Genomic DNA, 22,081 nt, shown 5'->3' on the forward strand with positions numbered 1-22,081 from the left:
GGGACGGATCGACCTGATCGTCGATGGCGGGCCTGTCGAGGTCGGCGTCGAATCCACCATCGTCGGGTGCTTCGACGCTCCCCTGCTGCTGCGCCCCGGCGGCCTGCCGCGCGGCGAGATCGAACGCGTGCTCGGCCGCCCGCTCGCGCAGCCGCCCGCGGATAGCGACGACGGCCAGCCGCTGGCGCCGGGCATGCTGGCCTCGCATTACGCCCCGCGCACGCGGGTGCGGCTGGATGCGAGGCGGGTCGAGGCCGGAGAGGCGCTGCTGGCGTTTGGACCCGATGCGGTTGCGGGAGTTGACGCGGGCATGGCGGTGATGAATTTGTCCGTGCGTGGCGATCTCGACGAGGCCGCCGCCAACCTTTTCGGCTATCTTCGCGCGCTCGATGCCAGGGGCGCGCGCGCCATCGCCGTCATGCCGGTGCCGCATGATGGGCTCGGCGAAGCCATCAACGACCGGCTGCGCCGCGCCGCGGTGGAGCGGGATTGAGGAAACGCAAGAGAACCAACGAGAGACCAACAAGAGAACAAGATGAATATCGTCAAGCCCACCGCCCCGCCGCTCTCGCCCGACCTGATCGCGCGGTTCCGCGCCATCGTCGGCGACAAATATGCGGTGACGGATGCGACCGAGATCGCGCCGTACCTCACCGAGGAGCGTGACCTGTTTCACGGCCGCTCGCCTTTGGTGCTGCGGCCGGGCTCGACCGCGGAAGTGGCCGCGATCTGCAAGCTCGCCAGCGAACACCGCCTCGCGCTGGTGCCGCAGGGCGGCAACACGGGTCTCGTCGGCGGGCAAACGCCGCACAACGGCGAAGTGGTGATTTCGATGCGGCGGATGGACAAGATCCGCGACATCGACACCGCCTCCAACACCATGACATGCGAGGCCGGCGTGGTGCTGCAGATCGCCCAGCAGCGCGCCGCCGAAGTCGACCGGCTGTTTCCGCTGTCGCTGGGGGCCGAAGGAAGCTGCACCATCGGCGGCAACCTCTCCACCAACGCCGGCGGCACCACGGCGCTGGCCTACGGCGTGGCGCGGGAAATGGCGCTCGGGCTGGAAGTGGTGCTGGCCGACGGCCGCATCATGAACCTGCTGTCGAAGCTGAAGAAGGACAATACCGGCTACGATCTGCGCAACCTCTTCATCGGCGCCGAAGGCACGCTCGGCATCATCACTGCCGCGACCCTGAAGCTGTTTCCGAAGCCGCGGGCGGTGGAAACCGCCTATGTCGGCCTCAAGTCGCCGGCGGCTGCGCTGAAGCTGCTGTCGATCTCGCAGAACGAGGCAGCGGGCACGCTGACCAGTTTCGAATTGCTGTCCGACATCGCCGTGGATTTCAGCGTGCGGCACGGCATCGACATTCGCGATCCCCTTGCGAGCAAGCATCGCTGGTACGTGCTGATGGAGTTGTCGTCGCCGCGCGACGACGCCCGCACCACCCTGGAAGCGATACTGGCGCAGGGTCTGGAGATGGAAATCGTCGACGACGCCGTGATCGCGGCCAGCCTGAGCCAGCGTTCGGCGTTCTGGAAGCTGCGCGACGAGATGTCGGCGGCGCAGAAGCCGGAAGGCGGCTCGATCAAGCACGACATTTCCGTCCCCGTCGTCGCGGTGCCCGACTTCATCGAACAGGCCAATGCCGCCGTGGTGAAGCTCATTCCGGGGGCGCGGCCGGTGCCGTTCGGCCATCTCGGCGACGGCAATATCCATTACAATGTCAGCCAGCCAATCGGCGGCGATACCGCCGATTTCATGAGCCGCTGGCACGATGTCAATGCGGTGGTGTTCGACATCGTGCTGAAGATGGGCGGATCGATCTCCGCCGAACACGGCATCGGGGTGCTCAAGCGCGACGAATTGCCCGAGGTGAAGGACAAGGTCGCGATCGAGCTGATGCGCGGCATCAAGGCGATGCTCGATCCATTGGGAATCATGAATCCGGGAAAAGTGTTGTGAGTGTTGCAGCGGACGCTCATTCCCTGAGCATCAAGGCCATCGAGGACGGCGATATCCCGGAGGTGATTGCGTTGTGGCAGCGCTGCGGGTCGACGCGCCCATGGAACGATCCCGCCGCCGATATTGCGCTGGCACGCAAGGAATCGAAGGAATCGAACGCAACCGTGCTGCTGGGTCGCGATGATGGTGCCCTCGTCGCGTCGGTGCTGGTCGGCCATGACGGCCATCGCGGCTGGGTCTACTACGTCACGGTCGACCCGGATCGCCGCCATGAAGGCTTCGGTCGGGCAATCATGAACGCCGCCGAAGCGTGGCTTCGTGCGCGCGGCATCCTGAAACTCCAACTCATGGTGCGCAAGGACAATGCGGAGGTCCACGCGTTCTACCGGTCGGTCGGCTATTACAACCAGGAAACCGTGACCTTCGCCAAATGGCTCGACGGGCGCGAGCCGACACCGTAAATCAAACCAGCAGGCAGATCATGTCCGTCGCCGACCGTATCCGCGTCAAGAACGTCCGCCTGCTCTCCGACAATCATTACATTCTGAAGACCACCACGTTCGATTGGCGGCGGGCCAACGGCGAGTGGCAGACCCAACACCGCGAGAGCTACGACCGCGGCAACGGCGCGACGCTGCTGCCGTACAATCTGGCGCAGCGGACCGTGGTGCTGGTGCGGCAGTTTCGTTATCCGGCCTACGTCAACGGCTACGACGGTCTCCTGATCGAGGCGGCGGCCGGCCTCCTGGACAACGCCTCTCCGGAACAGCGGATACGCGCCGAAGCCGAGGAGGAAACCGGCTATCGGCTCGGCGAGATCAAGAAGATATTCGAAGCCTTCATGAGCCCCGGCTCTGTCACCGAAAAACTGCACTTCTTCGTTGGGGAATACGAACCGAAGATGAGGATCGGCAGCGGCGGCGGCATCGCTTCCGAGGGCGAGGACATCGAGGTGCTGGAGCTGGCGATCGATCAGGCGCTCGCCATGATCGGCGACGGCCGCATCGTGGACGCCAAGACCATCATGCTCTTGCAATATGCCGCCCTGAATATTTTTCGGTGATGCCGCGGCTCGCGCGTCAACGTTGACACCCCGCCAGTCCAAAGCCAGATTGACCGACATGCGCATCACCCTCATCCACGCCCTGAAGCATTCGATTCAGCCGATCGAGGCTTCGTTCGCCCGGCTCTGGCCGGATGCGACCTTGATGAATCTGGTCGACGACAGCCTGTCGGCCGACCTCGCGCGTGACGGCAGCCTCACCAGCGCGATGACCGAACGTTTCCTCACCCTCGGACGTTACGCGGTCTCGACCGGCACTGATGCGATCCTCTTCACCTGCTCGGCCTTCGGCCCCTGCATCGAGGCGGTGGCGCGCGAGCAGGCGCCGATGCCGGTGCTCAAGCCCAACGAGGCGATGATCGAGCAGGCCGCAGCAAGGGGCCACCGGATCGGCCTGCTCTCGACGTTTCCGCCGACACTGGCGTCGATGCCGCGGGAATTTCCGCGCGGGCTCGATATCGTTCCGAAACTCGTGGAAGGCGCCATGGCGGCGCTCGATCGCGGCGACCGTGCCGAACACGATCGCCTGGTCGTGGCAGCCTCGCGCGATCTGCGCGATTGCGACCTGATCGCGCTCGCGCAATACAGCATGGCGCCCGCGGCGGCGCCGGTTGCGGAAGCCTCGGGCCGGCCGGTGCTGACGACGCCGGACAGCGCGGTTGCGAAGCTGAAGCAATTGCTCGGCGTTCGAGCATGAACCGCGAGAGCGTAGGGTAGGCAAAGCGATGCGTGCCCACCAATCTGCATTAGTGTTCCGGGACATCGATGGTGGGCACGGCGCAAACGCGCCTTTGCCACCCTGCGATTCGACGATCTCAAAACAACGATCCCTGCCCCTCATCGGGTGCCACCGGCGCAGGCTTGCGTGGGCTCGCCTTCTTCGCAGGCCTCGGTTCTTCGGCCTCGCGCTGCTCCGCCGTGATCGGCAGCACCAGTTGCGCGTCGTCGTTGGCGACGCGGTTGACCCGTGTGGAGACCTCATGCCAGGCGAATTTGCCTTCGGCGGGCGGCGCCAGCAGCGCCATCACCGTCGCTGCAGTGTCATCACTGCAATCGAGCCAGCGCTCGAAATCGTCAGCGTCAATCGTCACCGGCACGCGGTGATGCAGTACCGAAAGATCGGCGCTCGCCGCCGCGGTGACGATCGCCACCGTGTCGAGTTCCTCGCCGTTCGGGCCGACCCAGGTTTCCGCGAGGCCCGCCAGGCCCATCGGGGCGCCGTCGCGGCGGTGGATGAAGTAGGGCCGTTTGCGAGTCCCGGAAGCCTGCCATTCATAATAGCCGTCCGCCGGGATCAGACAGCGCCGCCGCCTGATCGCGTTCTTGAAGGCCGGTTTTTCCCTGACCGTCTCCGCCCGCGCATTGATCAACAGCGTAAAATTACTGACATCCTTGACCCAGGCCGGCAACAGGCCCCAGCGCATCAGCCGAAAGTGCCTGGCGCCGTTTTCGACGATCACCACCGGGATCGGTTGGGTCGGCGCAATATTGTGTCTGGGCGGAAAATTTGGCTGCTCGATATAGCCGAAAATCTGCCGCAAAGCCGCCGGGGGCGAGGTGATAACGAAGCGTCCGCACATTCTGTGATCCAAATAGGTATCCGTTCAGTACCTTTTAACCCCGACCGTCAAGACTGGAAGGGATGACATCCACGGCTGCCAAATCCGCGCCATCTGCATCTCCGCCGCCTCGCCCCCAGATGGTTCCCATTGACGAGGCGCGGGCCGCGAAACTGCGCGCCGCCAACATCAATCCGCGCACCGGACTTGCCACCGACTACCTGAATCATTTCAACGAAGCCGTCATGCTGCTCGAGATGGTTCCGGACATGCCGGAATGCGCGGAAGATTTTTTGAGCTGGCAGCCGCTGTCCTACGGCGAGCATTTCCACGCCTCCAACTTCAAGGCGCGCGACCTCGCGATCGAGTCCTATGAATCGGCGGACGCGATTATCCGCGCCGAATTCGACAATATCACCTCTGCCATGACCTCGATCCTCACCGCCGTGGGCAACGCCATGCGCCAAGCCAAGCAGGACAAGACCCGGGCCACGCTGGCCGAGCAGGCGACCGGCTGGGTCAAGCCGCTGGTGGCGCTGGCCGGCGGCATCATCAATGGCGGCTCCGAGGCCGATGTCGACTACATCATGACGCACTAATGGCGTCTGTCGTCCAGCCCTCCCATCCCCAGCTCGCGGTCAGCGCGGCGATTTTCCGGGACGACCGGATTCTGCTGGTGCGGCGCGCGCGCTCGCCGGCCAAGGGGTTTTATTCGCTGCCGGGCGGCCGGGTCGAATTCGGCGAAACGCTGCATGAGGCAGTGCATCGCGAAGTCGACGAGGAAACCTCGCTCAAGATCGACATCGCGGGCCTTGCCGGCTGGCGTGAGGTGGTGCCGGGAACCGCGGGCGGCGGGCATTATCTGATCATGTCTTTCGCGGCGCGCTGGATCGCCGGCGAGCCGGTCTTGAATGACGAACTCGACGATTTCAAATGGCTCAAGCCGGACGCGCTTGGCGATCTCAAGGTCACGGGAGGCCTGCAGGAGGTCATCCAGGCGGCCCGGGACCTGCTCCGGGCCTGAAGCGGGTCTCGCCTCTTAGGCCTCCCGCGCCTTGCTTCCAGCCCATTGAGAAGGCATATCGTGCGGGCCCATGTCCAAGCATTTTCTGGCCGCCCTCATCCTCATTTCGGCATGCCTTTCCGGCCCCGCGCGGGCCCAGGATGCGGCTGCGCCGTTCGATAACGACCTGCAGCGGCTGGCCGAGATCCTCGGCACCCTGCACTACCTCCGGGGCATTTGCGGCAGCAACGAAGGCGGCAAATGGCGCAACCAGATGCAGGCGCTGATCGATGCCGAAACCCCCTCGGGCGACCGCCGCGCCCGCATGATCGCCGGCTTCAACCGCGGCTATAACGGCTTCCAGCAGACCTACCGGACCTGCACGCCGGCAGCCTCGGTGGCGATCCGCCGCTACATCGATGAAGGCTCGAAAATCTCGCGGGATCTGACCGCTCGCTACGCCAACTGAAGCGGTTTCGAGGAGCGGATGCGGTTCACGTAATGCTTCGGTTCCGGAACCTATCGTATTGTTGCGAGCCGTTAACCTTTCCTAAAGAACTGGTCTAGGCGGCTGTTAGCCTCATGCTAAAGATTAGGCATTCGAGCGTTCCGCCCTGGATCGCCTACAGACTGTCGGGTTTCATGAGCCATCCAGCCTCCTTCACCGCCCGCGCCCCCCTGCCCGACCACGAACAGAAGCAGGCGGCGTTAAGCTATCTTAACGAGGCCTGGGCGGAAGCGCGGCACGATGGCGTCGACGGCGACTGCCTGGCGCAGGCCAGCCTGTTCGCGGCATTCGCCGAACTGGTCGCCACCTATGGCGAGGACGCGGTGGCGAAATTCGTCGAAGGCCTCCCGCTGCGCGTGCGCAACGGCGAATTTTCTACCCGGCTGGCGAAGCAGTAACTTTTCACGCCTTCAGCGTCTCCAGAAACCGCACCGGCTCGCCGCTCGACGGCGTCACAAGCTCGCCCTGCCACATCACCCGCCTGCCGCGCACGAAAGTGCCGACCGGCCAGCCGGTGACACGCACGCCGTGATAGGGCGTCCAGCCGGCCCGCGAGGCCACCCATTCGTCGGTGATGGTCTCGCTGCGCTTGAGGTCGACCACCGTAAAATCAGCGTCGTAGCCCGCGGCGATCCGGCCCTTGCAGGCGATGTTGAACAGCCGCGCCGGACCGGCGCTGGTGAGATCGACGAAGCGCGCCAGCGACAGGCGCCCGGCGTTGACGTGATCGAGCATCAGGGGCACCAGCGTCTGCACCCCGGTCATGCCCGAGGGCGAGGCCGGATAGGTTTTTGCTTTCTCCTCCAGCGTATGGGGCGCGTGGTCGGAGCCGAGCACGTCGATGATGCCCTGTTCGATGCCGTACCAGATGCCCTCGCGGTGATCGGCCGAGCGCACCGGCGGATTCATCTGCGCGCGGGTGCCGAGCCGTTCGTAGCATTCCGGCGCCGACAGCGTCAGGTGGTGCGGCGTCGCTTCGCAGGTAGCGACATCCTTGTGGTCGCGCAAAAACTCGATCTCCTGCCTGGTCGAGATATGCAGGATGTGAATGCGTTTTCCGGTTTCATGGGCGAGCTTGACCAGGCGCTGGGTTGCCATCAGCGCCGCGGTCTCGTCGCGCCACACCGGGTGCGAACGCGGATCGCCTTCGACCCGCAGGTGCTTGCGTGCGTTGAGCCGGTACTCGTCCTCGGCATGAAAGGCGGCGCGGCGCTCGATCACCTGAAAGATCCGCCGCAGGCTTTCGTCATCCTCGACCAGCAGCGCGCCGGTGGAGGAGCCGATGAACACCTTGACGCCGGCGCAGCCCGGCGCGCGTTCCAGCTCCGGCAGATCGGCCACATTGTCGCGGGTGCCGCCGATGAAGAACGCGAAATCGCAATGCATGCGGTGACGGCCGGCTTTCACCTTGCCGGTGAAAGCCTGCTCGGTGACGGTCAAGGGATCGGTGTTCGGCATTTCGAACACCGCGGTGACGCCACCCATCACCGCGCTGCGCGAACCGGTTTCCAGGTCTTCCTTGTGGGTCAGGCCCGGCTCGCGGAAATGCACCTGCGTGTCCATCACGCCGGGCAGGATGTGCAGGCCTTTGCAGTCGATCACTTCGGCCGCCGAGGCCTGTCCGAGCGGGCCGATCGCAGCGATCCGCCCCTGGGCGATGGCGACGTCGCGCACGCCCTCGCCGTCCTGATTGACCACGGTGCCGGACTTCAGAATCAGATCGTAGGTTTGGCTCATCGTTCCTCGTGTTCGCTTGCCGCCTCGCGGCCTGAGGAAGCCCGAGAGGGCCCGCGCGGGTCTTGTCGTTTAAGCCTTGGCGGCTTACGTTCCAGGGCAGCATGTCGCAAGAGATTTTTGCATGAAAGCAGCGTTTCTCCCCGACCGGGGCGTGGTCAAGGTCAGCGGCGAAGGCGCGCGCGACTTCCTCAACGGTCTCTTCACCACCGATATGACGCTGCTTCGGCCCGGGTTAGGCCGTTTCGGCGCGTTGCTGACGCCACAGGGCAAGATCATTGCGGATTTTCTGATCACCGAGGCGCCCGCCGGCCATGGCGGCGGTTTCCTGCTCGACTGCCCGCGCGCGCTGGCGCAAACGCTCGCCGACAAGCTCGGCATCTACAAATTGCGCGCCAAGGTCGGAATCGAGAATCTCACGGGTAGCCTCGGCGTGCTCGCGGCCTGGGATGGCGAGCCGGCCATGCAGCCAGATCTGACCTTCGCAGATCCCCGCAACGCCGCGCTCGGCTGGCGGATTCTCGTTCCCGAGGAGCTTGCGCAAAAGGTCGCCGACCTGATCGGCGCGGAGTTCGTCGACAGCACCGCCTATGAGGCGCATCGCATCGCCTCCGGCGCACCGCGCGGCGGTCTCGACTTCATCTATGGCGACGCGTTTCCGCACGAAGCCAACATGGACCGCCTGCACGGCGTCGATTTCGACAAGGGCTGCTACGTCGGCCAGGAGGTGGTGTCGCGGATGCAGCATCGCGGCACCGCGCGGACACGGACGGTTCGTGTCGTTCTCGAAGGCTTTTCGCCGGAGCCGGGCACGACGATTCTTGCCGGCGACAAGTCCGTCGGCACCATCGGAGCGACGGCGGGCCAGATCAGTCTCGCGCTGCTCAGGATCGATCGTGTCGCCGACGCGCTTGCCGCCGGCTTGCCGCTCACGGCCGGCGGCCTTGCGCTGCGTGTCGCCGACCCCGATGACCTCCTGACCTCGCCGAAACAGACTGTCGCATGAGCCGATCCGCGCGCCTGCATGCCGACGGCCTGACGCGGTGCCCGTGGCCGGGCGAAGACCCGTTCTACATGGCCTATCACGACACCGAATGGGGCGTTCCGGAATTTGACGACCGCGCGCTGTATGAGAAGCTCATGCTCGACGGTTTTCAGGCCGGGCTGTCCTGGATCACGATCCTGCGCAAGCGTGACAATTTCCGCAAAGCCTTCGATGATTTCCGCCCCGAGAAGATCGCCCGCTACAACGCCAAAAAGATCCATGCGCTGATGAACGATGCCGGTATCGTGCGCAACCGCGCCAAGATCGAGGGTGCGGTCAATAGCGCAAAATCCTATCTGAAGATCATGGAAGACGGCCCCGGCTTCTCGAAGTTCCTCTGGGACTTCGTCGACGGCCGGCCGAAGGTCAACAACTTCAAGACCACCGCCGGCGTGCCGGCATCGACACCGCTCTCGATCAAGATTTCCAAGGAACTGGCATCGCGCGGATTCAAATTCGTCGGCCCGACCATCGTCTACGCCTTCATGCAGGCCACCGGCATGGTCAACGACCATCTGGTGACCTGCTTCTGCCACGACACCTGCGGCGGCCAACATCGCGGCCCCCGCCTCAAAATCAAATGACGGCCAATAAACCGTCCGCGCCGCCGACCTCCAGCCGGGTCTGGCAGCGCATGCTATCGGGGCGGCGCCTCGACCTGCTGGACCCCTCGCCGCTCGATGTCGAGATCGCCGATATCGCCCATGGTCTGGCGCGGGTCGCGCGCTGGAACGGCCAGACCAGCGGCGCGCAAATCTTCTCGGTGGCGCAGCACACGCTTTTGGTCGAAGCCGTGATGCGCGAGCACACGCCGCGCGTCGACGCCCGGGTGCGGCTGGCGGCGCTGCTGCATGACGCACCGGAATATGTCATCGGCGACATGATCTCGCCGTTCAAGGCGGTGCTCGGCGGCGACTACAAGGCGGTGGAAAAGCGGCTGCTTTCGGCGATCCATATCCGCTTCGGATTGCCGCCGGTGCTGGCGGACCACGTAACGCAACAGATCAAGGCCGCCGACCGCGGGGCGGCCTATCTCGAGGCGACCGAGCTTGCCGGCTTTGCGCAAGCCGAAGCAAGACGGCTGTTCGGCCGCGATCCCGGCCTGCCCGCCGCGATGCGGCAGGATTATCTGACGCCCTGGACCGCAGCCAAGGCCGAGAAGCGGTTTTTGGCGCGGTTCAAGACGTTGCACCCGTAAATGCGGGTCTCCGAACGACCTTTCACGGCCCCGCGCGCGGGCCTATAATCGCGGCAAAGGAACACCATGATCCACGTCTGCTCGCTCGCCGCGCTTCCCGACACCGTCAAAGCCACGGGCGCCAGCCACGTGCTCACGGTGATGGCCAATGTCGACCAGGTGCAGCGGCCGGAATCGGTCCTGCCCGCCAATCATCTCAAAGTGCAGATGGACGACATCACCGAGCAGATCGACGGCTTCGTCGCTCCTTCCGATTTCCATATCGAGCAGGTGCTGAATTTCGTGCGCGGCTGGGACCGCAGCGCGCCGCTGGTTGTGCACTGCTATGCCGGCATCAGCCGCTCGACCGCGAGCGCCTTTGCTGCCGTCTGTCTGCTTAATCCGCACCGCGATGAAATCTCGATCGCCAGGCAGATTCGCGCGGCCTCCCCGATCGCCTCGCCGAACCGGCTGATCGTCAGCCTCGCGGACAAGGCGCTGGGGCGAAAGGGGCGCATGCTGCGCGCGCTCGACGAGATGGGTCCGGGCAGCATGATGGTCGAGAGCCACCCGTTCCGCCTCGATCTCGACTGATGCCGGTAAACCACGCCCGATGAGCGAAAAGGTTCTGACGCCGATCGAGATCGGCCTGACTGCCGCGATCGTCGCTATCGAAGGCAACGAGCCGGTGATCCTCACCTCATCCTCCGGCGGCGACGGCAAGCTCGCCGGACTTCCGTTCGGTCCGTTCGACGCGGTGAGGCACCGCACCTTCGAGATCGGCCTGCGCGCCTGGGTGGAAGAACAGGCGGGATTGCGGCTCGGCTATGTCGAGCAGCTCTACACGTTCGGCGACCGCGGCCGCCACACCCAGCCCGGCGACACCGACGTGCATGTCGCCTCGATCGGCTACCTCGCGCTGACGCGCGCCGCCGACAATGCCGCCCGCGCGGCAGGCGCGACCTTCGAGCCCTGGTATCGCTTCTTCCCTTGGGAAGACTGGCGGGAAGCGCGGCCCGGGATCATCGAGCGCGACATCCTTCCCGAACTCATGCGCTGGGCCGATCAGACCGAACAGCCGGACACCGCGCGCGCTCTCGGCCGCAAGGATCGCGTCCGGCTGTATTTCGGCACCGAGGGCGCCCATTGGGACGAGGAGCGCGTGCTCGATCGCTACGAACTGCTCTACGAAGCCGGGCTGGTCGAAGAGGCGCGGCGGGACGGACGCCCTGCGGCTTTGATGCGCAAGTCGATCCCGAGCCTCGGCGTATCCATGCGCTTCGACCACCGGCGCATTCTCGCCACCGCGATGGGACGGCTGCGCGCCAAGCTGAAATACCGGCCCGTGGTGTTTGAACTTTTGCCGGGCGAATTCACACTCACTGACTTGCAGCGCACCGTGGAAGCGATCTCGGGGCGGCATCTGCACAAACAGAATTTCCGCCGGCTGGTCGAAGCCGCCGCTCTGGTCGAACCGACCGGCGTGATGTCGACACAGACTGGCGGACGGCCGGCCGCGCTGTTTCGCTTCCGCCGCGAGGTGCTGCAGGAACGGCCCGCGCCGGGCCTGCGCGTCCGCGCGCGGCGCTGATTTTTTTGAAGCGGTTAGGCCCTCGACGCCGTGCCGATCGCCTGGAGGCCTGATGTTCGATTCGCCGTTTGATTTTTTTGCAATGCTGACTGCCGTCGTCGCGTTTATCTTCGCGCGCAAGGCGCTCAATCAGGCCGCCACATTGCGCGCGCGGCTGGATGCAATGGAAGCGGCGTGGCAAGCGGGGCCGGTCAGGCCGACGCTCACACCGTTGCAGGAGCTCGAACAAACGCTGGCCGCCTCATCGCCCGGCATTGCGGCCGAGCAGCCCGCGACGATCTCCGAACCCATCGCGCCCGCCGCGGAAGAAATGCAGCCCGTCGCGCCGAGCGCCGACACCGGTCGCCCGGCCGCGATGCCGCCGCCGCTTCCCGAAACCCAGCCCGGCTTCGAGGAGCGCATCGGCACCCGCTGGGTGGTCTGGATCGGCGGTCTGACGCTGGCGCTCGGCGGCTTCTTCATGGTCCGCTATTCGATCGAGGCAGGGCTGCTCGGGCCCGGCGTGCGCACCCTGCTCGGCGGTGCGTTCGCCCTTGCCTTGCTGGCCGCCGGCGAATGGACGCGCCGCAAGGAGAGCGTTTCGACCATCGCGGCGCTTCCGATCGCCAATATCCCGGCTATCCTCACCGCCGCGGGCACGGCGGTCGCCTTCGCGACCGTCTATGCCGCCTATGCGCTGTACGATTTTCTCGCGCCCGCCACCGCGTTCATTCTGCTCGGGCTAGTGGCGCTCGGCACGCTCGCCGCGGCGCTGCTGCACGGACCGGCACTCGCCGGTCTCGGCATCGCCGCCGCCTTTATCACCCCGATCCTGGTTTCCTCGGAGAAGCCCGACTTCTGGGCGTTGTATCTTTATCTCGCCGTCGTCACCGCCGCGGCATTCGCGCTGGCGCGGATCAGGCTGTGGCGCTGGCTCGCGGTCACCACCATCGCCGCCGCGCTGCTGTGGACCTTGCCCTGCCTGCCATGCGGGCCGTCGATGGTCGGACCACACGCGTTCCACGTGATCTCGGGGTTCGTGCTCGCGGCCCTGTCGGTGGTGTGCGGCTTCCTGTTCGGGCCGCCGGCCGACGAAGGCCGGATCGAGCCGATCTCATCGGGTTCGCTCGCGGCGTACCTCCTGGGCGCAACGATGATCGTGCTGGCGAGTTTCCATGCCGATACCGCCATCATCGTCTTCGCGGTCCTGGTGGCCGGCACGGTTGCGGTCGCATGGCGCGCGCCTTCCGCCACCGGCGCAATCGCCGCCGCCGCGGCCTTCGTCTTCGTCGTGTTCGCCGAATGGGCGGTGCGCGGCAATCCGGACCTGCTGGTGCTGCCGGGCGGCCCGCTGCCCGGCATCGGCGCGGTCGCGACCGATGCCTCCGTCACCCTGCATCTGGTCATGGCGGCGATTTTTGCCGCGGGCTTCGGCGCCGCCGGATTTCTGGCGCAGGGCCGCTCGGTCAGCGCCATCATCCCGGTGGTGTGGTCGGCCGCTGCCGTGTTCACGCCGCTCGCGCTGCTGATCGCGCTCTATGCCCGCATCGCCCATCTCGATCGCTCGGTCCCGTTTGCGATCATGGCCGTGATCCTTGCGGCGGCGTATGGCGCGGCGACCGAAATTCTGACGAGGCGCGACAACCGGCCGGGCCTGCCGATTTCGATCGCGCTGTTCGCCACGGGTACGCTGGGCGCGCTGGCGCTGGCGCTGACCTTCGCGCTGGAAAAAGGCTGGCTCACGATCGCGCTTTCGCTGATGTCGATGGGCACGGCGTGGATTTCGATGCAGCGGCCGATACCGTTCCTGCGCGCGCTTGCTGCCATCCTCGCCGCCATCGTGGTGCTGCGGGTCGGCTACGAGCCGCGCATCGTCGGCGATGCGGTCGGGGCTACCCTGGTTTTCAATTGGCTGCTGTGGGGCTACGGCATCCCGGCACTGTCGTTCTGGGTCGGAAGCTTCTTCCTGCGCCGCCGCGGCGACGATGCGCCGCTGCGCGCCGTGGAGGGAGCGGCAGTGCTGTTCACCGTGCTGCTGGCGTTCATGGAAATCCGCCATGCCGTGAACAGCGGCAACGTCTACAGCCTCAATCCCTCGCTGGTTGAATTGGCGCTGCAAGTGTGCGTCGCGCTGGCGATGGCGATCGGCCTGGAGCGGCTGCGCATCCGCACCGGCAGTATCGTTCACGATGTGAGCGCGGCGCTGCTGACGGCCTTCGCCGGCCTGGTCAGCGTGTTCGGGCTGTTGCTGCTGGAAAACCCGCTGCTCTGGCCGATCAATGTCGGCGGCGTCTTCGTCAATCGCATCATGCTGGGCTATGCTGTGCCGGCCGTGCTGATGCTGCTGTTGTCCTATGCGGCGGCGGCGCGGCGGCCCGCCGCCTATGCCAACGCAATCGCAGGCGGCGCGCTGGGGATGGCGCTGAGCTATGTGACGCTTGAAATCCGCAGGCTCTATCACGGCCCGCTGCTGACGTCTGATGTTACAAGCGGCGCCGAGCAATACACCTATTCGATCGCGTGGCTGGCGTTCGGCGTGGCGCTGCTCGGCATCGGCATCGTCGCCAACTCGCAGCGCGCAAGGCTTGCTTCCGCGGTAGTCATCGCGCTGACGATTGTGAAGGCGTTCCTGATCGATATGTCGACGTTGACAGGGGCCTACCGCGCGCTGTCGTTCATGTGCCTGGGGCTGGTGCTGGTGGCGATCGGCTGGCTGTACCAGCGCATCCTGTTCCGCAAGGAAGCGCCGCCACACGCCACACCTGTCGCCCAGCCGGGAGGCTAGGCGCACTTCCCCCTCTGTCCGCCCTGGGTTCGCGCGACCTCCGTTCGATGCAAGTCTGCTGCAAGCCGTGTTCTCGGCCGTGGATCGGCACAGACATTTTCTGAACACAGTTTAAGACGTGCGGCGGCGACAGTATTACTGAAACATAGTGCCAAGCGTAAACGGGGAGACACAGCTATGATCGCGCTCGCCCCCGATGACGTGCTTGGCCATCATCTGCGGATGTCTTGGTATTGGCGCTGACGTTGCGTCAGCGCAGCCGGCCAAATCTTGGCGAGGATGGAGAGCCTGGCAAGCATGTTGGATAAGTCCCCGGTTTTCGAGGATATTGGCCCTGAGTGAGGCGGCCGATTGCAGATAGAACGGAAAGGCCGACGCCCCTGAGCTCAGGCCGCCCTTACCGTATTGAGGAACCTGTCCACTTCCAGCTTGAGGCGGTCGCTTTCACTCGACAGCGATTGCGCCGAGGACAGCACCTGCGAGGAAGCCGAGCCGGTCTCGCCGGCGCCGCGCTGCACATCGACGATGTGAGACGACACCTGGTGGGTGCCTTGCGCGGCCTGCTGCACGTTGCGGGAAATCTCCTGCGTCGCAGCACCCTGCTCTTCCACCGCAGCCGCGATGGTCGACGAAATCTCCGACAGCCTCTCGATGGTGCCGCTGATCTCCTTGATCGCGCCGACCGACTCCTGCGTCGCCGCCTGGATGCCGGTGATCTGCTGGCCGATCTCGCCGGTCGCCTTCGCGGTCTGCTCGGCGAGGGCTTTGACTTCCGAGGCGACTACGGCGAAGCCGCGGCCCGCCTCACCGGCGCGCGCGGCTTCGATGGTCGCATTGAGCGCCAGCAGATTGGTCTGACCCGCGATGGTATTGATGAGCTCGACGACGTCACCGATGCGTGCGGCCGCCTTCGACAATTCGCTGACGCGGTCGTTGGTCTTGCGGGCCTGATCGACCGCCTCGCCCGCCATCCTTGCCGATTCCTGCACCTGGCGGCTGATCTCTGTGATGGAGGACGCCATTTCCTCGGTGGCGGAGGCCACCGACTGCACATTGGTGGAGGCTTCCTCGGACGCGGTCGCGACCATGGTGGTGAGCTCCTGCGCCCGCGCCGCAGTCGAGGTCAGCGTGGTGGCGGAGGCTTCGAGTTCGGTGGAGGCCGATGACACCGTTTCGACGATCTCGCCGACCGCGGATTCGAAAGTGTCGGCGAGCCTGATCATGTCCGCCTTGCGCTGCTTGGCGGCGATCTGATCCTGCATGGCCTTGGCTTCGGCTTCCGCTCGCGCCTTCTCCTCGGCCTTGACCTTGAAGGTCTCGACCGCCTGCGCCATGTCGCCGACCTCGTCCTTGCGTTCGAGTCCGGGAAGCACTACGCCGAAGTTGCCGCTGGCGAGCTCCTTCATGCCGGAAGTCAGGCCCGACAGCGGACGGATGATGCCGCGCGCGATCAGGAACGCGATTAACAGGCCGAGCAACACCGCGGCGCCGGCCACGATTTCCTGCATGGTAATGGTCTCGTTGATACGCTCGTCGGTTTCGGCTGTGGTTTTCTTGAAGGCTTTTCCGATCGACGCGATCACACCGTCGAGCTTTTCGATCGCGCTGACGGCGAGAGGGGTTACGGACTTGTAGTAAAGCTCGTCTGCGCGCAACAGGCTGGATCCGGTTTTCTCGAATGCCTCGCCATATTTGATGAGGCTCGCCTTGATATCCTTGATCGGCGCCGCAAGTTTCGGCGGCAAATCGGCGCTCTCGAGCGCCCCGATATGGTCCAGCGCCTTGCCGAGATTGGCCTTGAAAGTTGCGATGCCATTGGGGTCACGAGTCGTCAGCATCCGCCAGTTGGCAACCTCCAGCAACAACACCTTGGTTTCGAGCGGCGCAGCTTCCTGGGAAAATTCGGTTTTTTCCGCAACCTCGACGAATTTCTGGACGTCTGCCGCCAGCCTGTCGCCGTCCGCGAACAGCCGGGCACGCCCCGCTACCATTTGTTTGATGGCGTCGCCGAGGGCGATGCGCTTGGCCTTCAAATCCTCGATGTCCTTGGCGATTCCCTTGTAGGCGGCACGCCGTTCTTCGGCCCTTGTTTCCCTGACAGCCGCCTCCACGAGGTCGGCCGATTTGTTCAGCGCCGTCTCGGCCTCCGCGTAGGAGGTCTCGTCCTGATCGAACGCGTAACGGAGGATGGCGCGGCGGACAGCCTGTAGCTCCGCGCCGATTTCGCCGGCCCGGATCGTGTTGTTGGACTGCAACGTCATGGTGGCGACTTGCGCGTGGATCTCTCCGAGTTGCCATACCGCGAAGCCGGCAAGGCCTGCACAAAACAGCACCAGAGCGCCAAAGCCCGCGTAAAGCCGGCCGCTAATTCGGAGATTGAGAAACGACATGGACCTGTCCTTGCAAATGCAACGCGTCGGAGGCGACGAAACTCCGGCGCGAGCGGGATGAACATTTTCCGCCCGCTCCACACGGTGAGCGCCTTTAAGCAATAGTGTTGCGGTTCCACGTTACCGTTAACTTGCTCCTCGTAAAAATACGGTGAATTGAACGAAATTTAATCGGCGGCGTCGCGCATCGCGCCAGCCGGTGGCATTACACGTCTCGACGACAGCCAATCGCTCGGGCAGTAAATGCGTTGGACATATCAATGGATTGCCGCGACGATCGCGAGGCCCGCTGACGAAGTCGAATCGGTCAACCAAGCGATTCAGCGACGAGGCGGATTCTGAATACGGGCTGCTTGGACTCGTCCAGAAGCTCCATATGCCATTCGGCATTTGGCTTCAGGCTGCGAGAAATGCCGCCAAGCAGGTTGGCGCAAACCTTCGTCATCTCGCTCCAGGCGGCCTCGCGGCTTTCGAATTCCGATCCGTGGTCGGACGCGCCGGAATATCGGCCATGGCTAATTCGGAAATAATACAGCGACATTTTGGACCCATGTTTTTGGGCCGCCCCCACAGCCTGTCGATTTTCGGCAAATTTGATCGAAAGTCGCTACCAACACATGAAAGTGGAGGCCCGTATGACTACGGCACGGCGCCGCGGCGCGCGCGGCCGTCGGCGATCGAATGGAGCGTGATGATGGGTCAGGCCGCGCCGGTCAGTCTGTCGAGCGGCGCAGTTCCGGAGCGCTTTCCTGTTTCGAAGACTCAGGCTTGGTCTCGGATTTGACCGGCTCGATCCGCGCGGCCTCGACATGCGGGGTCTCGACCCGGGTCGCCATTTCGGCGTGCGACGCGCTTATCGAGCCTGTCCGCTCCGGCGCATGAAGCGAACGCGGCCGGGCCACCGCGCGCGCCATCAGCATCTGCGCCGCGCCCTGGTTGTGGAAATCGCAATAGGCAAAGCCCATGCCCGAGACTGATCCGCGGAAGCTGCGATCGTCTTTCTTCTCGAGATTAAAGCACGGCTCGAACGGAATGCCCTTGATCGAGGCGCAGACGGCCTGACCGCGGACCTGCAGCGTATTGCCGGGCAGCCGCACGTGACGAATGGCACCGGCGCCCGAAAATTGCACCGCGCCGGCTGCGCCCATGTCATCGAGGATCCGGCCTGCGCCGCGGGTGCCGTCGAAACAGGTAAATGCGAACACCTTGCCGGCGACGAACTTGCGGGCCTCATCGGCATCCATCATTCCGGCCATGGCCGGCACGATCACCGCACTGGCCGCGACGGCCCCCAACACGAAACGCGCAAGCATGCTGTAACTCCGACTGTACTAGAGCGCGGGCAACGCCTGATAATCTTTACCCGCTGCTTACCATACCAACCGTGGCAACATTGGAGCAGCTTGGTTGGTAAAGTCTGAACACCGTTAGAGAATTTTTACCACGATTCGACCGCGGACCTGCCCGGCAAGGATCCTGGCGCCGGCCTCGATAACCCCGTCCAGGCCAATTTCATGAGTGATTTCAGCTAGTTTCGTCCGGTCCAGGTCGCTGGCGAGCCGGCTCCAGGCGGCTTTTCGCTGCTCGATCGGGCACATCACGGAATCGATGCCGAGAAGGCACACCCCCCGCAAAATAAACGGCGCCACCGAAGACGGCAGGTCCATGCCGGCGGCAAGGCCGCAGGCGGCGATGGCGCCGCCATATTTCGTCATCGAGAGAAGGTTGGCCAGCGTGGTCGAGCCGACGCTGTCGATGCCGCCCGCCCAGCGCTCCCTGGCCAGCGGCTTGGCCGGCCCCGACAGTTCATTGCGGTCGATCACCTCGGCGGCGCCAAGGGCCTTCAGATAGGGGGTCTCCGACACGCGGCCGGTGGAGGCGATGACGTGATAGCCGAGCTTCGACAGCACCGCGGTCGCAACCGAGCCGACGCCGCCGGCGGCGCCGGTGACGACAATGGGACCCTGCTTCGGGGTGAGGCCATGCTTTTCCAGCGCCAGTACCGCGAGCATCGCGGTGTAGCCCGCGGTGCCGATCGCCATGGCGTCGCGCGCCGACATGCCCTCCGGCAGGCGCACCAGCCAGTCGCCCTTGACGCGCGCCTTTTCGGCGTAGGCGCCAAGATGGGTTTCGCCCATGCCCCAGCCATCGCAGATTACCTTGTCGCCGGCCTTCCACAGCGGATGCGACGACTGCTCGACGGTGCCGGCAAAATCGATGCCCGCGATCATCGGAAAACGCCGCACCACCGGCGCCTTGCCGGTGACGGCGAGGCCATCCTTGTAGTTCAGCGTCGACCATTCGATCCGCACGGTCACGTCGCCTTCCATCAGTTCGGCTTCGTCGAACTGGGTGAGCGCGACGACCGTGCCTTTTTCCGCCTTGTCGATCCTGATTGCCCTGAACGTTCCCAACGCAGACTCTCCTGGCGCCATTGGTTCTTAATTTGCCGGAGTTTGGACGGTCTAGGCCGGTTGCGCAACCGGGCGCGCCACCGGCGCTTCGACGATCGGCAGGTTGATCAGCGCCGAGAGCAGGCCGAACAGCACCGATAGCCACCAGATCGGCGTGTACGATCCGAACTTCTCGAACACGATTCCGCCGAGCCAGACGCCGAGGAAGCCGCCGACCTGATGGCTGACGAAGGCAAAGCCGTACAGCGTGGCAAACCAGCGCGTGCCGAACATGATGGCCACCAGCGCCGAGGTCGGCGGCACCGTCGAGAGCCAGGTCAGGCCGGTGATGGCGCCGAACATGATCGCGGAGAAACTGGTGATCGGAAACGAGATGAAGGCCATGATCGACAGCGCGCGCGTGAAATAGATCGCCGACAGGATGTAGCGCTTCGGCAGCCGGTTCTGCAGCCAGCCGACGCTGAGCGAGCCGATGATGTTGAACAGCCCGATCGCCGCGATCACCCAGCCGCCGGTTTGCGCCGCGATGCCGCGATCGACCAGATAGGCCGGCAGATGCACCGTGATGAACGCGAGCTGGAAGCCGCAGGTGAAGAAGCCGAGCACCAGCAGCACATAAGACCTGTGGCCGAACGCTTCGGCAAGCGCGGTCTTGAACGACTGCTGGGCCGCCACCGGTACGTGGCCCGATGTCGCCGGCGGGGTCGCCAGCGCAAGCGACAGCGGCACGATCAGGAGCATCAGGCCCGCGAACACCATCAGCGCCGTCTGCCAGCCGAAATTGCCGATCATCCCCACGCCGAACGGCGCGAACAGGAATTGCCCGAACGATCCGGCGGCGGTTCCGGCGCCAAGCGCAAAGCCCCGGCGCTCAAGCGGCAAGAGCTTGCTGAACGCCGACAGCACCAGATTGAACGAGCAGCCGGAAAGGCCGAAGCCGATCATTACCCCGGCTCCGATATCGAGCGACAGCGGTGTCGCGGCGTAGCGCATCATCAGGAGCCCGCCGGCGTAGAGCACGGCGCCGATACACATCACGCGCAACACGCCGAAGCGGTCAGCGATCGCGCCGGCGACCGGCTGGCCCAGTCCCCACAACAGGTTCTGAACGGCGAGCGCGAGGCCGAAGACGTCGCGGCCCCATGAAAACTCCCGGCCCATCGGCTGAACGAAAAAGCCGAGGCTGGAGCGGGGTCCGAAGCTCAACAGGGCGATGGCGCACCCGCAGATAATGATCACCGCCGGCGTACGCCAGCTGGTGGCCGCGGGAGACAGACGAAGATCGCCCTCGGTGGCGGCCATGCAAGAATCCTCAAGCTGTTGGGTGGATCACGTGGAAAAGATTTTAGCAGGTGCGAGCAGCGAGCGCCCGCCAGCAAATCCAAGCGAGGGCGAAGTTAATGCATCAGCATGAAAATCCCAACCGCCTTTGTCGGTCGAAAGTCCCGCCGCATTGCAGCGTTGCAAACCGGGGCGAACAGCCCTGACGAATTTAGCCGGCTCACCGTCTGGCGAGGCTCCATGGTGCATGTTATGTTTGATTTGCTCGTTATGAGGATAAGTAAAATCTCCGTGACACGCCGAGCTGCCTGCAACGCTGCTGGCTGATTCGGATCCACAAGGCGCAGCTAACGGGAAGACGCCGGCCTCCATAGGCCGGATTTCTCAACACCGATATATGCTCAATATGAGCATATTATGTAGGCAAGGGAGGCCTGCCATGCCGATCATTGGAATCTACGGTCGGGAAGATTTCGACCAGCCCGCTTGCGGGCTTTGCCTCCTCCAAGCCAGGGACCGGGTCAACCCTGCCCAGCGCCCCCGCGCGCTGCCGATGCCGTCGCTGGAGTGGACGCCCGAGGTCGAACGTTCGACCGCGCATCTCTATGAGCGGGTCAGGAAAGTGATCTCGCCGGTCGAATGGCCCTTGATGGCGCCCACCATCAAGGCGATCAACGAACTGAAGGAAACCCGCGGCGCCGTCATCCTGGCGCATAATTATCAGACGCCGGAGATTTTCCATTGCGTCGCCGACATCCGCGGCGACTCGCTCCAGCTCGCGGTCGAAGCCAGCAAGGTGAAATCCGAGATCATCGTGCAGTGCGGCGTGCACTTCATGGCGGAGACGTCGAAGATCCTGAATCCGCGCAAGACGGTGCTGATCCCGGATTCGCGCGCCGGCTGCTCGCTGGCCTCGAGCATTACGGGCGCCGACGTCCGGCTGTTGCGGGAACGCTTCCCTGGCGTGCCGGTGGTTGCCTATGTCAACACATCGGCCGAGGTGAAGGCAGAGGTCGATATCTGCTGCACCTCGTCGAACGCCGTTGCGGTGGTCGAGAGCCTCAACGCGCCGACGGTGATCTTCCTGCCGGACCAGTATCTGGCGAGATACGTCGCGTCGAAAACGAACGTGAAGATCATCGCATGGAAGGGCGCCTGCGAAGTGCACGAACGCTTTACGGGTGACGAGCTGCGCGCCTACCGCGAAGCCGATCCGACGGTGCAGATCATCGCGCACCCCGAATGCCCGCCCGACGTGCTGGCGGAAGCCGACTTCACCGGCTCGACAGCGCACATGATCGACTGGGTCCGCACCAGGCATCCCAGGCGCGTGGTGATGATCACCGAATGCTCGATGGCCGACAATGTGCGGGCCGAACTGCCCGATGTCGAGATGGTGCAGCCATGCAATCTGTGCCCGCACATGAAGCGCATCACGCTGCCGAAGATTTTGGACAGCCTGCTCAGCTTGCGTGAGGAGGTCATTGTCGATCCCCTGATCGCCGGGAAGGCGCGGCGTTCGGTCGAGCGGATGATCAATCTGAAGAATTGAGTGCAACAGCAAAAGTCGTCGTGCCCGCGAACGCGGG

At 64.6% G+C, this 22,081-nt stretch carries 23 protein-coding genes; 16 read left to right on the forward strand and 7 right to left on the reverse strand.

Annotated features, from left to right (window positions below):
• The 5 genes from QZ213_RS04060 to QZ213_RS04080 all read left to right on the forward strand — a co-directional run.
• Window positions 1-493 (forward strand): Sua5 family C-terminal domain-containing protein (locus QZ213_RS04060; protein ID WP_291684772.1); only part of this gene is annotated, 493 nt, incomplete at its 5' end.
• Window positions 494-535: 42 nt separating this feature from the next.
• Window positions 536-1,963 (forward strand): FAD-binding oxidoreductase, encoded by a 1,428-nt coding sequence (locus QZ213_RS04065; RefSeq protein WP_291684773.1) that lies wholly within the window; start codon window positions 536-538, stop codon window positions 1,961-1,963.
• Window positions 1,960-2,424 carry a GNAT family acetyltransferase gene (locus tag QZ213_RS04070; RefSeq protein WP_291684774.1) on the forward strand — a complete coding sequence of 155 codons (465 nt, stop codon included), beginning with the start codon at window positions 1,960-1,962 and terminating at the stop codon, window positions 2,422-2,424. Before QZ213_RS04065 ends, QZ213_RS04070 begins: the two co-directional genes overlap by 4 nt.
• 20 nt (window positions 2,425-2,444) lie before the next feature.
• A complete protein-coding gene (locus QZ213_RS04075; protein WP_291684775.1) occupies window positions 2,445-3,026 on the forward strand; it encodes a GDP-mannose pyrophosphatase in 582 nt (193 codons plus the stop codon).
• Window positions 3,027-3,084: 58 nt separating this feature from the next.
• A complete protein-coding gene (locus QZ213_RS04080) occupies window positions 3,085-3,723 on the forward strand; it encodes an aspartate/glutamate racemase family protein (protein WP_291684776.1) in 639 nt (212 codons plus the stop codon).
• Window positions 3,724-3,841: 118 nt separating this feature from the next.
• Here the strand turns inward: QZ213_RS04080 and QZ213_RS04085 are convergent, their stop codons facing one another.
• On the reverse strand, window positions 3,842-4,606 hold the full coding sequence (locus tag QZ213_RS04085) for an SOS response-associated peptidase (protein ID WP_291684777.1): 765 nt from the start codon (window positions 4,604-4,606) through the stop codon (window positions 3,842-3,844).
• 62 nt (window positions 4,607-4,668) lie between these two features.
• Between QZ213_RS04085 and QZ213_RS04090 the strand changes: the two genes are divergently transcribed.
• The 4 genes from QZ213_RS04090 to QZ213_RS04105 all read left to right on the forward strand — a co-directional run bounded on the left by QZ213_RS04090 (window position 4,669) and on the right by QZ213_RS04105 (window position 6,494).
• On the forward strand, window positions 4,669-5,184 hold the full coding sequence (locus QZ213_RS04090) for a hypothetical protein (RefSeq protein ID WP_291684778.1): 516 nt from the start codon (window positions 4,669-4,671) through the stop codon (window positions 5,182-5,184).
• Window positions 5,184-5,609, forward strand: coding sequence for an NUDIX hydrolase (locus QZ213_RS04095; protein WP_291684779.1), 426 nt, complete (start codon window positions 5,184-5,186; stop codon window positions 5,607-5,609). The genes QZ213_RS04090 and QZ213_RS04095 overlap by 1 nt, the downstream gene beginning before the upstream one ends.
• A 70-nt stretch (window positions 5,610-5,679) precedes the next feature.
• Window positions 5,680-6,057 carry a TIGR02301 family protein gene (locus QZ213_RS04100; protein ID WP_291684780.1) on the forward strand — a complete coding sequence of 126 codons (378 nt, stop codon included), beginning with the start codon at window positions 5,680-5,682 and terminating at the stop codon, window positions 6,055-6,057.
• A gap of 173 nt (window positions 6,058-6,230) precedes the next feature.
• A complete protein-coding gene (locus tag QZ213_RS04105) occupies window positions 6,231-6,494 on the forward strand; it encodes a hypothetical protein (protein ID WP_291684797.1) in 264 nt (87 codons plus the stop codon).
• Between the two features lie 4 nt (window positions 6,495-6,498).
• Here QZ213_RS04105 and QZ213_RS04110 read toward each other — a convergent pair whose 3' ends face one another.
• The gene (locus tag QZ213_RS04110; RefSeq protein WP_291684781.1) at window positions 6,499-7,833 is read right to left on the reverse strand and encodes a dihydroorotase; all 1,335 of its coding nucleotides are present in this window, start codon (window positions 7,831-7,833) and stop codon (window positions 6,499-6,501) included.
• A 121-nt stretch (window positions 7,834-7,954) separates the two neighbouring features.
• Between QZ213_RS04110 and QZ213_RS04115 the strand changes: the two genes are divergently transcribed.
• The 6 genes from QZ213_RS04115 to QZ213_RS04140 all read left to right on the forward strand — a co-directional run bounded on the left by QZ213_RS04115 (window position 7,955) and on the right by QZ213_RS04140 (window position 14,407).
• Entirely contained in the window at window positions 7,955-8,836 is an 882-nt protein-coding gene (locus QZ213_RS04115; RefSeq protein ID WP_291684782.1) for a folate-binding protein, read from the forward strand.
• Window positions 8,833-9,459, forward strand: a complete 627-nt coding sequence (locus tag QZ213_RS04120; protein ID WP_291684783.1) for a DNA-3-methyladenine glycosylase I — start codon at window positions 8,833-8,835, stop codon at window positions 9,457-9,459. The genes QZ213_RS04115 and QZ213_RS04120 overlap by 4 nt, the downstream gene beginning before the upstream one ends.
• On the forward strand, window positions 9,456-10,073 hold the full coding sequence (locus QZ213_RS04125) for an HD family hydrolase (RefSeq protein WP_291684784.1): 618 nt from the start codon (window positions 9,456-9,458) through the stop codon (window positions 10,071-10,073). Before QZ213_RS04120 ends, QZ213_RS04125 begins: the two co-directional genes overlap by 4 nt.
• 66 nt (window positions 10,074-10,139) lie before the next feature.
• The gene (locus QZ213_RS04130) at window positions 10,140-10,646 is read left to right on the forward strand and encodes a protein tyrosine phosphatase (RefSeq protein ID WP_291684785.1); all 507 of its coding nucleotides are present in this window, start codon (window positions 10,140-10,142) and stop codon (window positions 10,644-10,646) included.
• A 19-nt stretch (window positions 10,647-10,665) separates the two neighbouring features.
• Window positions 10,666-11,643 carry an NAD regulator gene (locus tag QZ213_RS04135; RefSeq protein WP_291684786.1) on the forward strand — a complete coding sequence of 326 codons (978 nt, stop codon included), beginning with the start codon at window positions 10,666-10,668 and terminating at the stop codon, window positions 11,641-11,643.
• A 52-nt stretch (window positions 11,644-11,695) separates the two neighbouring features.
• Window positions 11,696-14,407, forward strand: coding sequence for a DUF2339 domain-containing protein (locus QZ213_RS04140; RefSeq protein ID WP_291684787.1), 2,712 nt, complete (start codon window positions 11,696-11,698; stop codon window positions 14,405-14,407).
• A gap of 386 nt (window positions 14,408-14,793) precedes the next feature.
• Here QZ213_RS04140 and QZ213_RS04145 read toward each other — a convergent pair whose 3' ends face one another.
• The 5 genes from QZ213_RS04145 to QZ213_RS04165 form a co-directional block, all read right to left on the reverse strand.
• Window positions 14,794-16,797, reverse strand: a complete 2,004-nt coding sequence (locus QZ213_RS04145) for a methyl-accepting chemotaxis protein (RefSeq protein WP_291684788.1) — start codon at window positions 16,795-16,797, stop codon at window positions 14,794-14,796.
• A 307-nt stretch (window positions 16,798-17,104) separates the two neighbouring features.
• Complete coding sequence (locus tag QZ213_RS04150) at window positions 17,105-17,338, reverse strand: hypothetical protein (RefSeq protein WP_291684798.1); 234 nt, start codon at window positions 17,336-17,338, stop codon at window positions 17,105-17,107.
• A gap of 172 nt (window positions 17,339-17,510) precedes the next feature.
• Entirely contained in the window at window positions 17,511-18,110 is a 600-nt protein-coding gene (locus QZ213_RS04155; protein WP_291684789.1) for a hypothetical protein, read from the reverse strand.
• Between the two features lie 114 nt (window positions 18,111-18,224).
• Window positions 18,225-19,211, reverse strand: coding sequence for an MDR family oxidoreductase (locus QZ213_RS04160; RefSeq protein ID WP_291684790.1), 987 nt, complete (start codon window positions 19,209-19,211; stop codon window positions 18,225-18,227).
• A 51-nt stretch (window positions 19,212-19,262) separates the two neighbouring features.
• Window positions 19,263-20,513: an MFS transporter gene (locus tag QZ213_RS04165; protein ID WP_291684791.1), complete on the reverse strand. Its 1,251-nt coding sequence runs from the start codon at window positions 20,511-20,513 to the stop codon at window positions 19,263-19,265.
• Window positions 20,514-20,931: 418 nt separating this feature from the next.
• Between QZ213_RS04165 and nadA the strand changes: the two genes are divergently transcribed.
• The gene (nadA, locus tag QZ213_RS04170; protein WP_291684792.1) at window positions 20,932-22,044 is read left to right on the forward strand and encodes a quinolinate synthase NadA; all 1,113 of its coding nucleotides are present in this window, start codon (window positions 20,932-20,934) and stop codon (window positions 22,042-22,044) included.
• The last annotated feature ends 37 nt before the right edge of the window (window positions 22,045-22,081 follow it).

Source organism: Bradyrhizobium sp., from assembly GCF_017881085.1.
In the GTDB taxonomy this organism is placed as follows: domain Bacteria; phylum Pseudomonadota; class Alphaproteobacteria; order Rhizobiales; family Xanthobacteraceae; genus Bradyrhizobium.

What these genes read in the sequence shown, in the direction of transcription:
- QZ213_RS04150 (WP_291684798.1), bottom strand. Translation starts at nt 17,338, where the DNA reads ATGTCGCTGTATTATTTCCGAATTAGCCATGGCCGATATTCCGGCGCG.
- QZ213_RS04115 (WP_291684782.1), top strand. Translation starts at nt 7,955, where the DNA reads ATGAAAGCAGCGTTTCTCCCCGACCGGGGCGTGGTCAAGGTCAGCGGC.
- QZ213_RS04120 (WP_291684783.1), top strand. Translation starts at nt 8,833, where the DNA reads ATGAGCCGATCCGCGCGCCTGCATGCCGACGGCCTGACGCGGTGCCCG.
- QZ213_RS04140 (WP_291684787.1), top strand. Translation starts at nt 11,696, where the DNA reads ATGTTCGATTCGCCGTTTGATTTTTTTGCAATGCTGACTGCCGTCGTC.
- QZ213_RS04110 (WP_291684781.1), bottom strand. Translation starts at nt 7,833, where the DNA reads ATGAGCCAAACCTACGATCTGATTCTGAAGTCCGGCACCGTGGTCAAT.
- QZ213_RS04095 (WP_291684779.1), top strand. Translation starts at nt 5,184, where the DNA reads ATGGCGTCTGTCGTCCAGCCCTCCCATCCCCAGCTCGCGGTCAGCGCG.
- QZ213_RS04155 (WP_291684789.1), bottom strand. Translation starts at nt 18,110, where the DNA reads ATGCTTGCGCGTTTCGTGTTGGGGGCCGTCGCGGCCAGTGCGGTGATC.
- QZ213_RS04085 (WP_291684777.1), bottom strand. Translation starts at nt 4,606, where the DNA reads ATGTGCGGACGCTTCGTTATCACCTCGCCCCCGGCGGCTTTGCGGCAG.
- QZ213_RS04100 (WP_291684780.1), top strand. Translation starts at nt 5,680, where the DNA reads ATGTCCAAGCATTTTCTGGCCGCCCTCATCCTCATTTCGGCATGCCTT.
- QZ213_RS04145 (WP_291684788.1), bottom strand. Translation starts at nt 16,797, where the DNA reads ATGTCGTTTCTCAATCTCCGAATTAGCGGCCGGCTTTACGCGGGCTTT.
- QZ213_RS04075 (WP_291684775.1), top strand. Translation starts at nt 2,445, where the DNA reads ATGTCCGTCGCCGACCGTATCCGCGTCAAGAACGTCCGCCTGCTCTCC.
- QZ213_RS04065 (WP_291684773.1), top strand. Translation starts at nt 536, where the DNA reads ATGAATATCGTCAAGCCCACCGCCCCGCCGCTCTCGCCCGACCTGATC.
- QZ213_RS04080 (WP_291684776.1), top strand. Translation starts at nt 3,085, where the DNA reads ATGCGCATCACCCTCATCCACGCCCTGAAGCATTCGATTCAGCCGATC.
- QZ213_RS04130 (WP_291684785.1), top strand. Translation starts at nt 10,140, where the DNA reads ATGATCCACGTCTGCTCGCTCGCCGCGCTTCCCGACACCGTCAAAGCC.
- nadA (WP_291684792.1), top strand. Translation starts at nt 20,932, where the DNA reads ATGCCGATCATTGGAATCTACGGTCGGGAAGATTTCGACCAGCCCGCT.
- QZ213_RS04105 (WP_291684797.1), top strand. Translation starts at nt 6,231, where the DNA reads ATGAGCCATCCAGCCTCCTTCACCGCCCGCGCCCCCCTGCCCGACCAC.
- QZ213_RS04165 (WP_291684791.1), bottom strand. Translation starts at nt 20,513, where the DNA reads ATGGCCGCCACCGAGGGCGATCTTCGTCTGTCTCCCGCGGCCACCAGC.
- QZ213_RS04135 (WP_291684786.1), top strand. Translation starts at nt 10,666, where the DNA reads ATGAGCGAAAAGGTTCTGACGCCGATCGAGATCGGCCTGACTGCCGCG.
- QZ213_RS04090 (WP_291684778.1), top strand. Translation starts at nt 4,669, where the DNA reads ATGACATCCACGGCTGCCAAATCCGCGCCATCTGCATCTCCGCCGCCT.
- QZ213_RS04125 (WP_291684784.1), top strand. Translation starts at nt 9,456, where the DNA reads ATGACGGCCAATAAACCGTCCGCGCCGCCGACCTCCAGCCGGGTCTGG.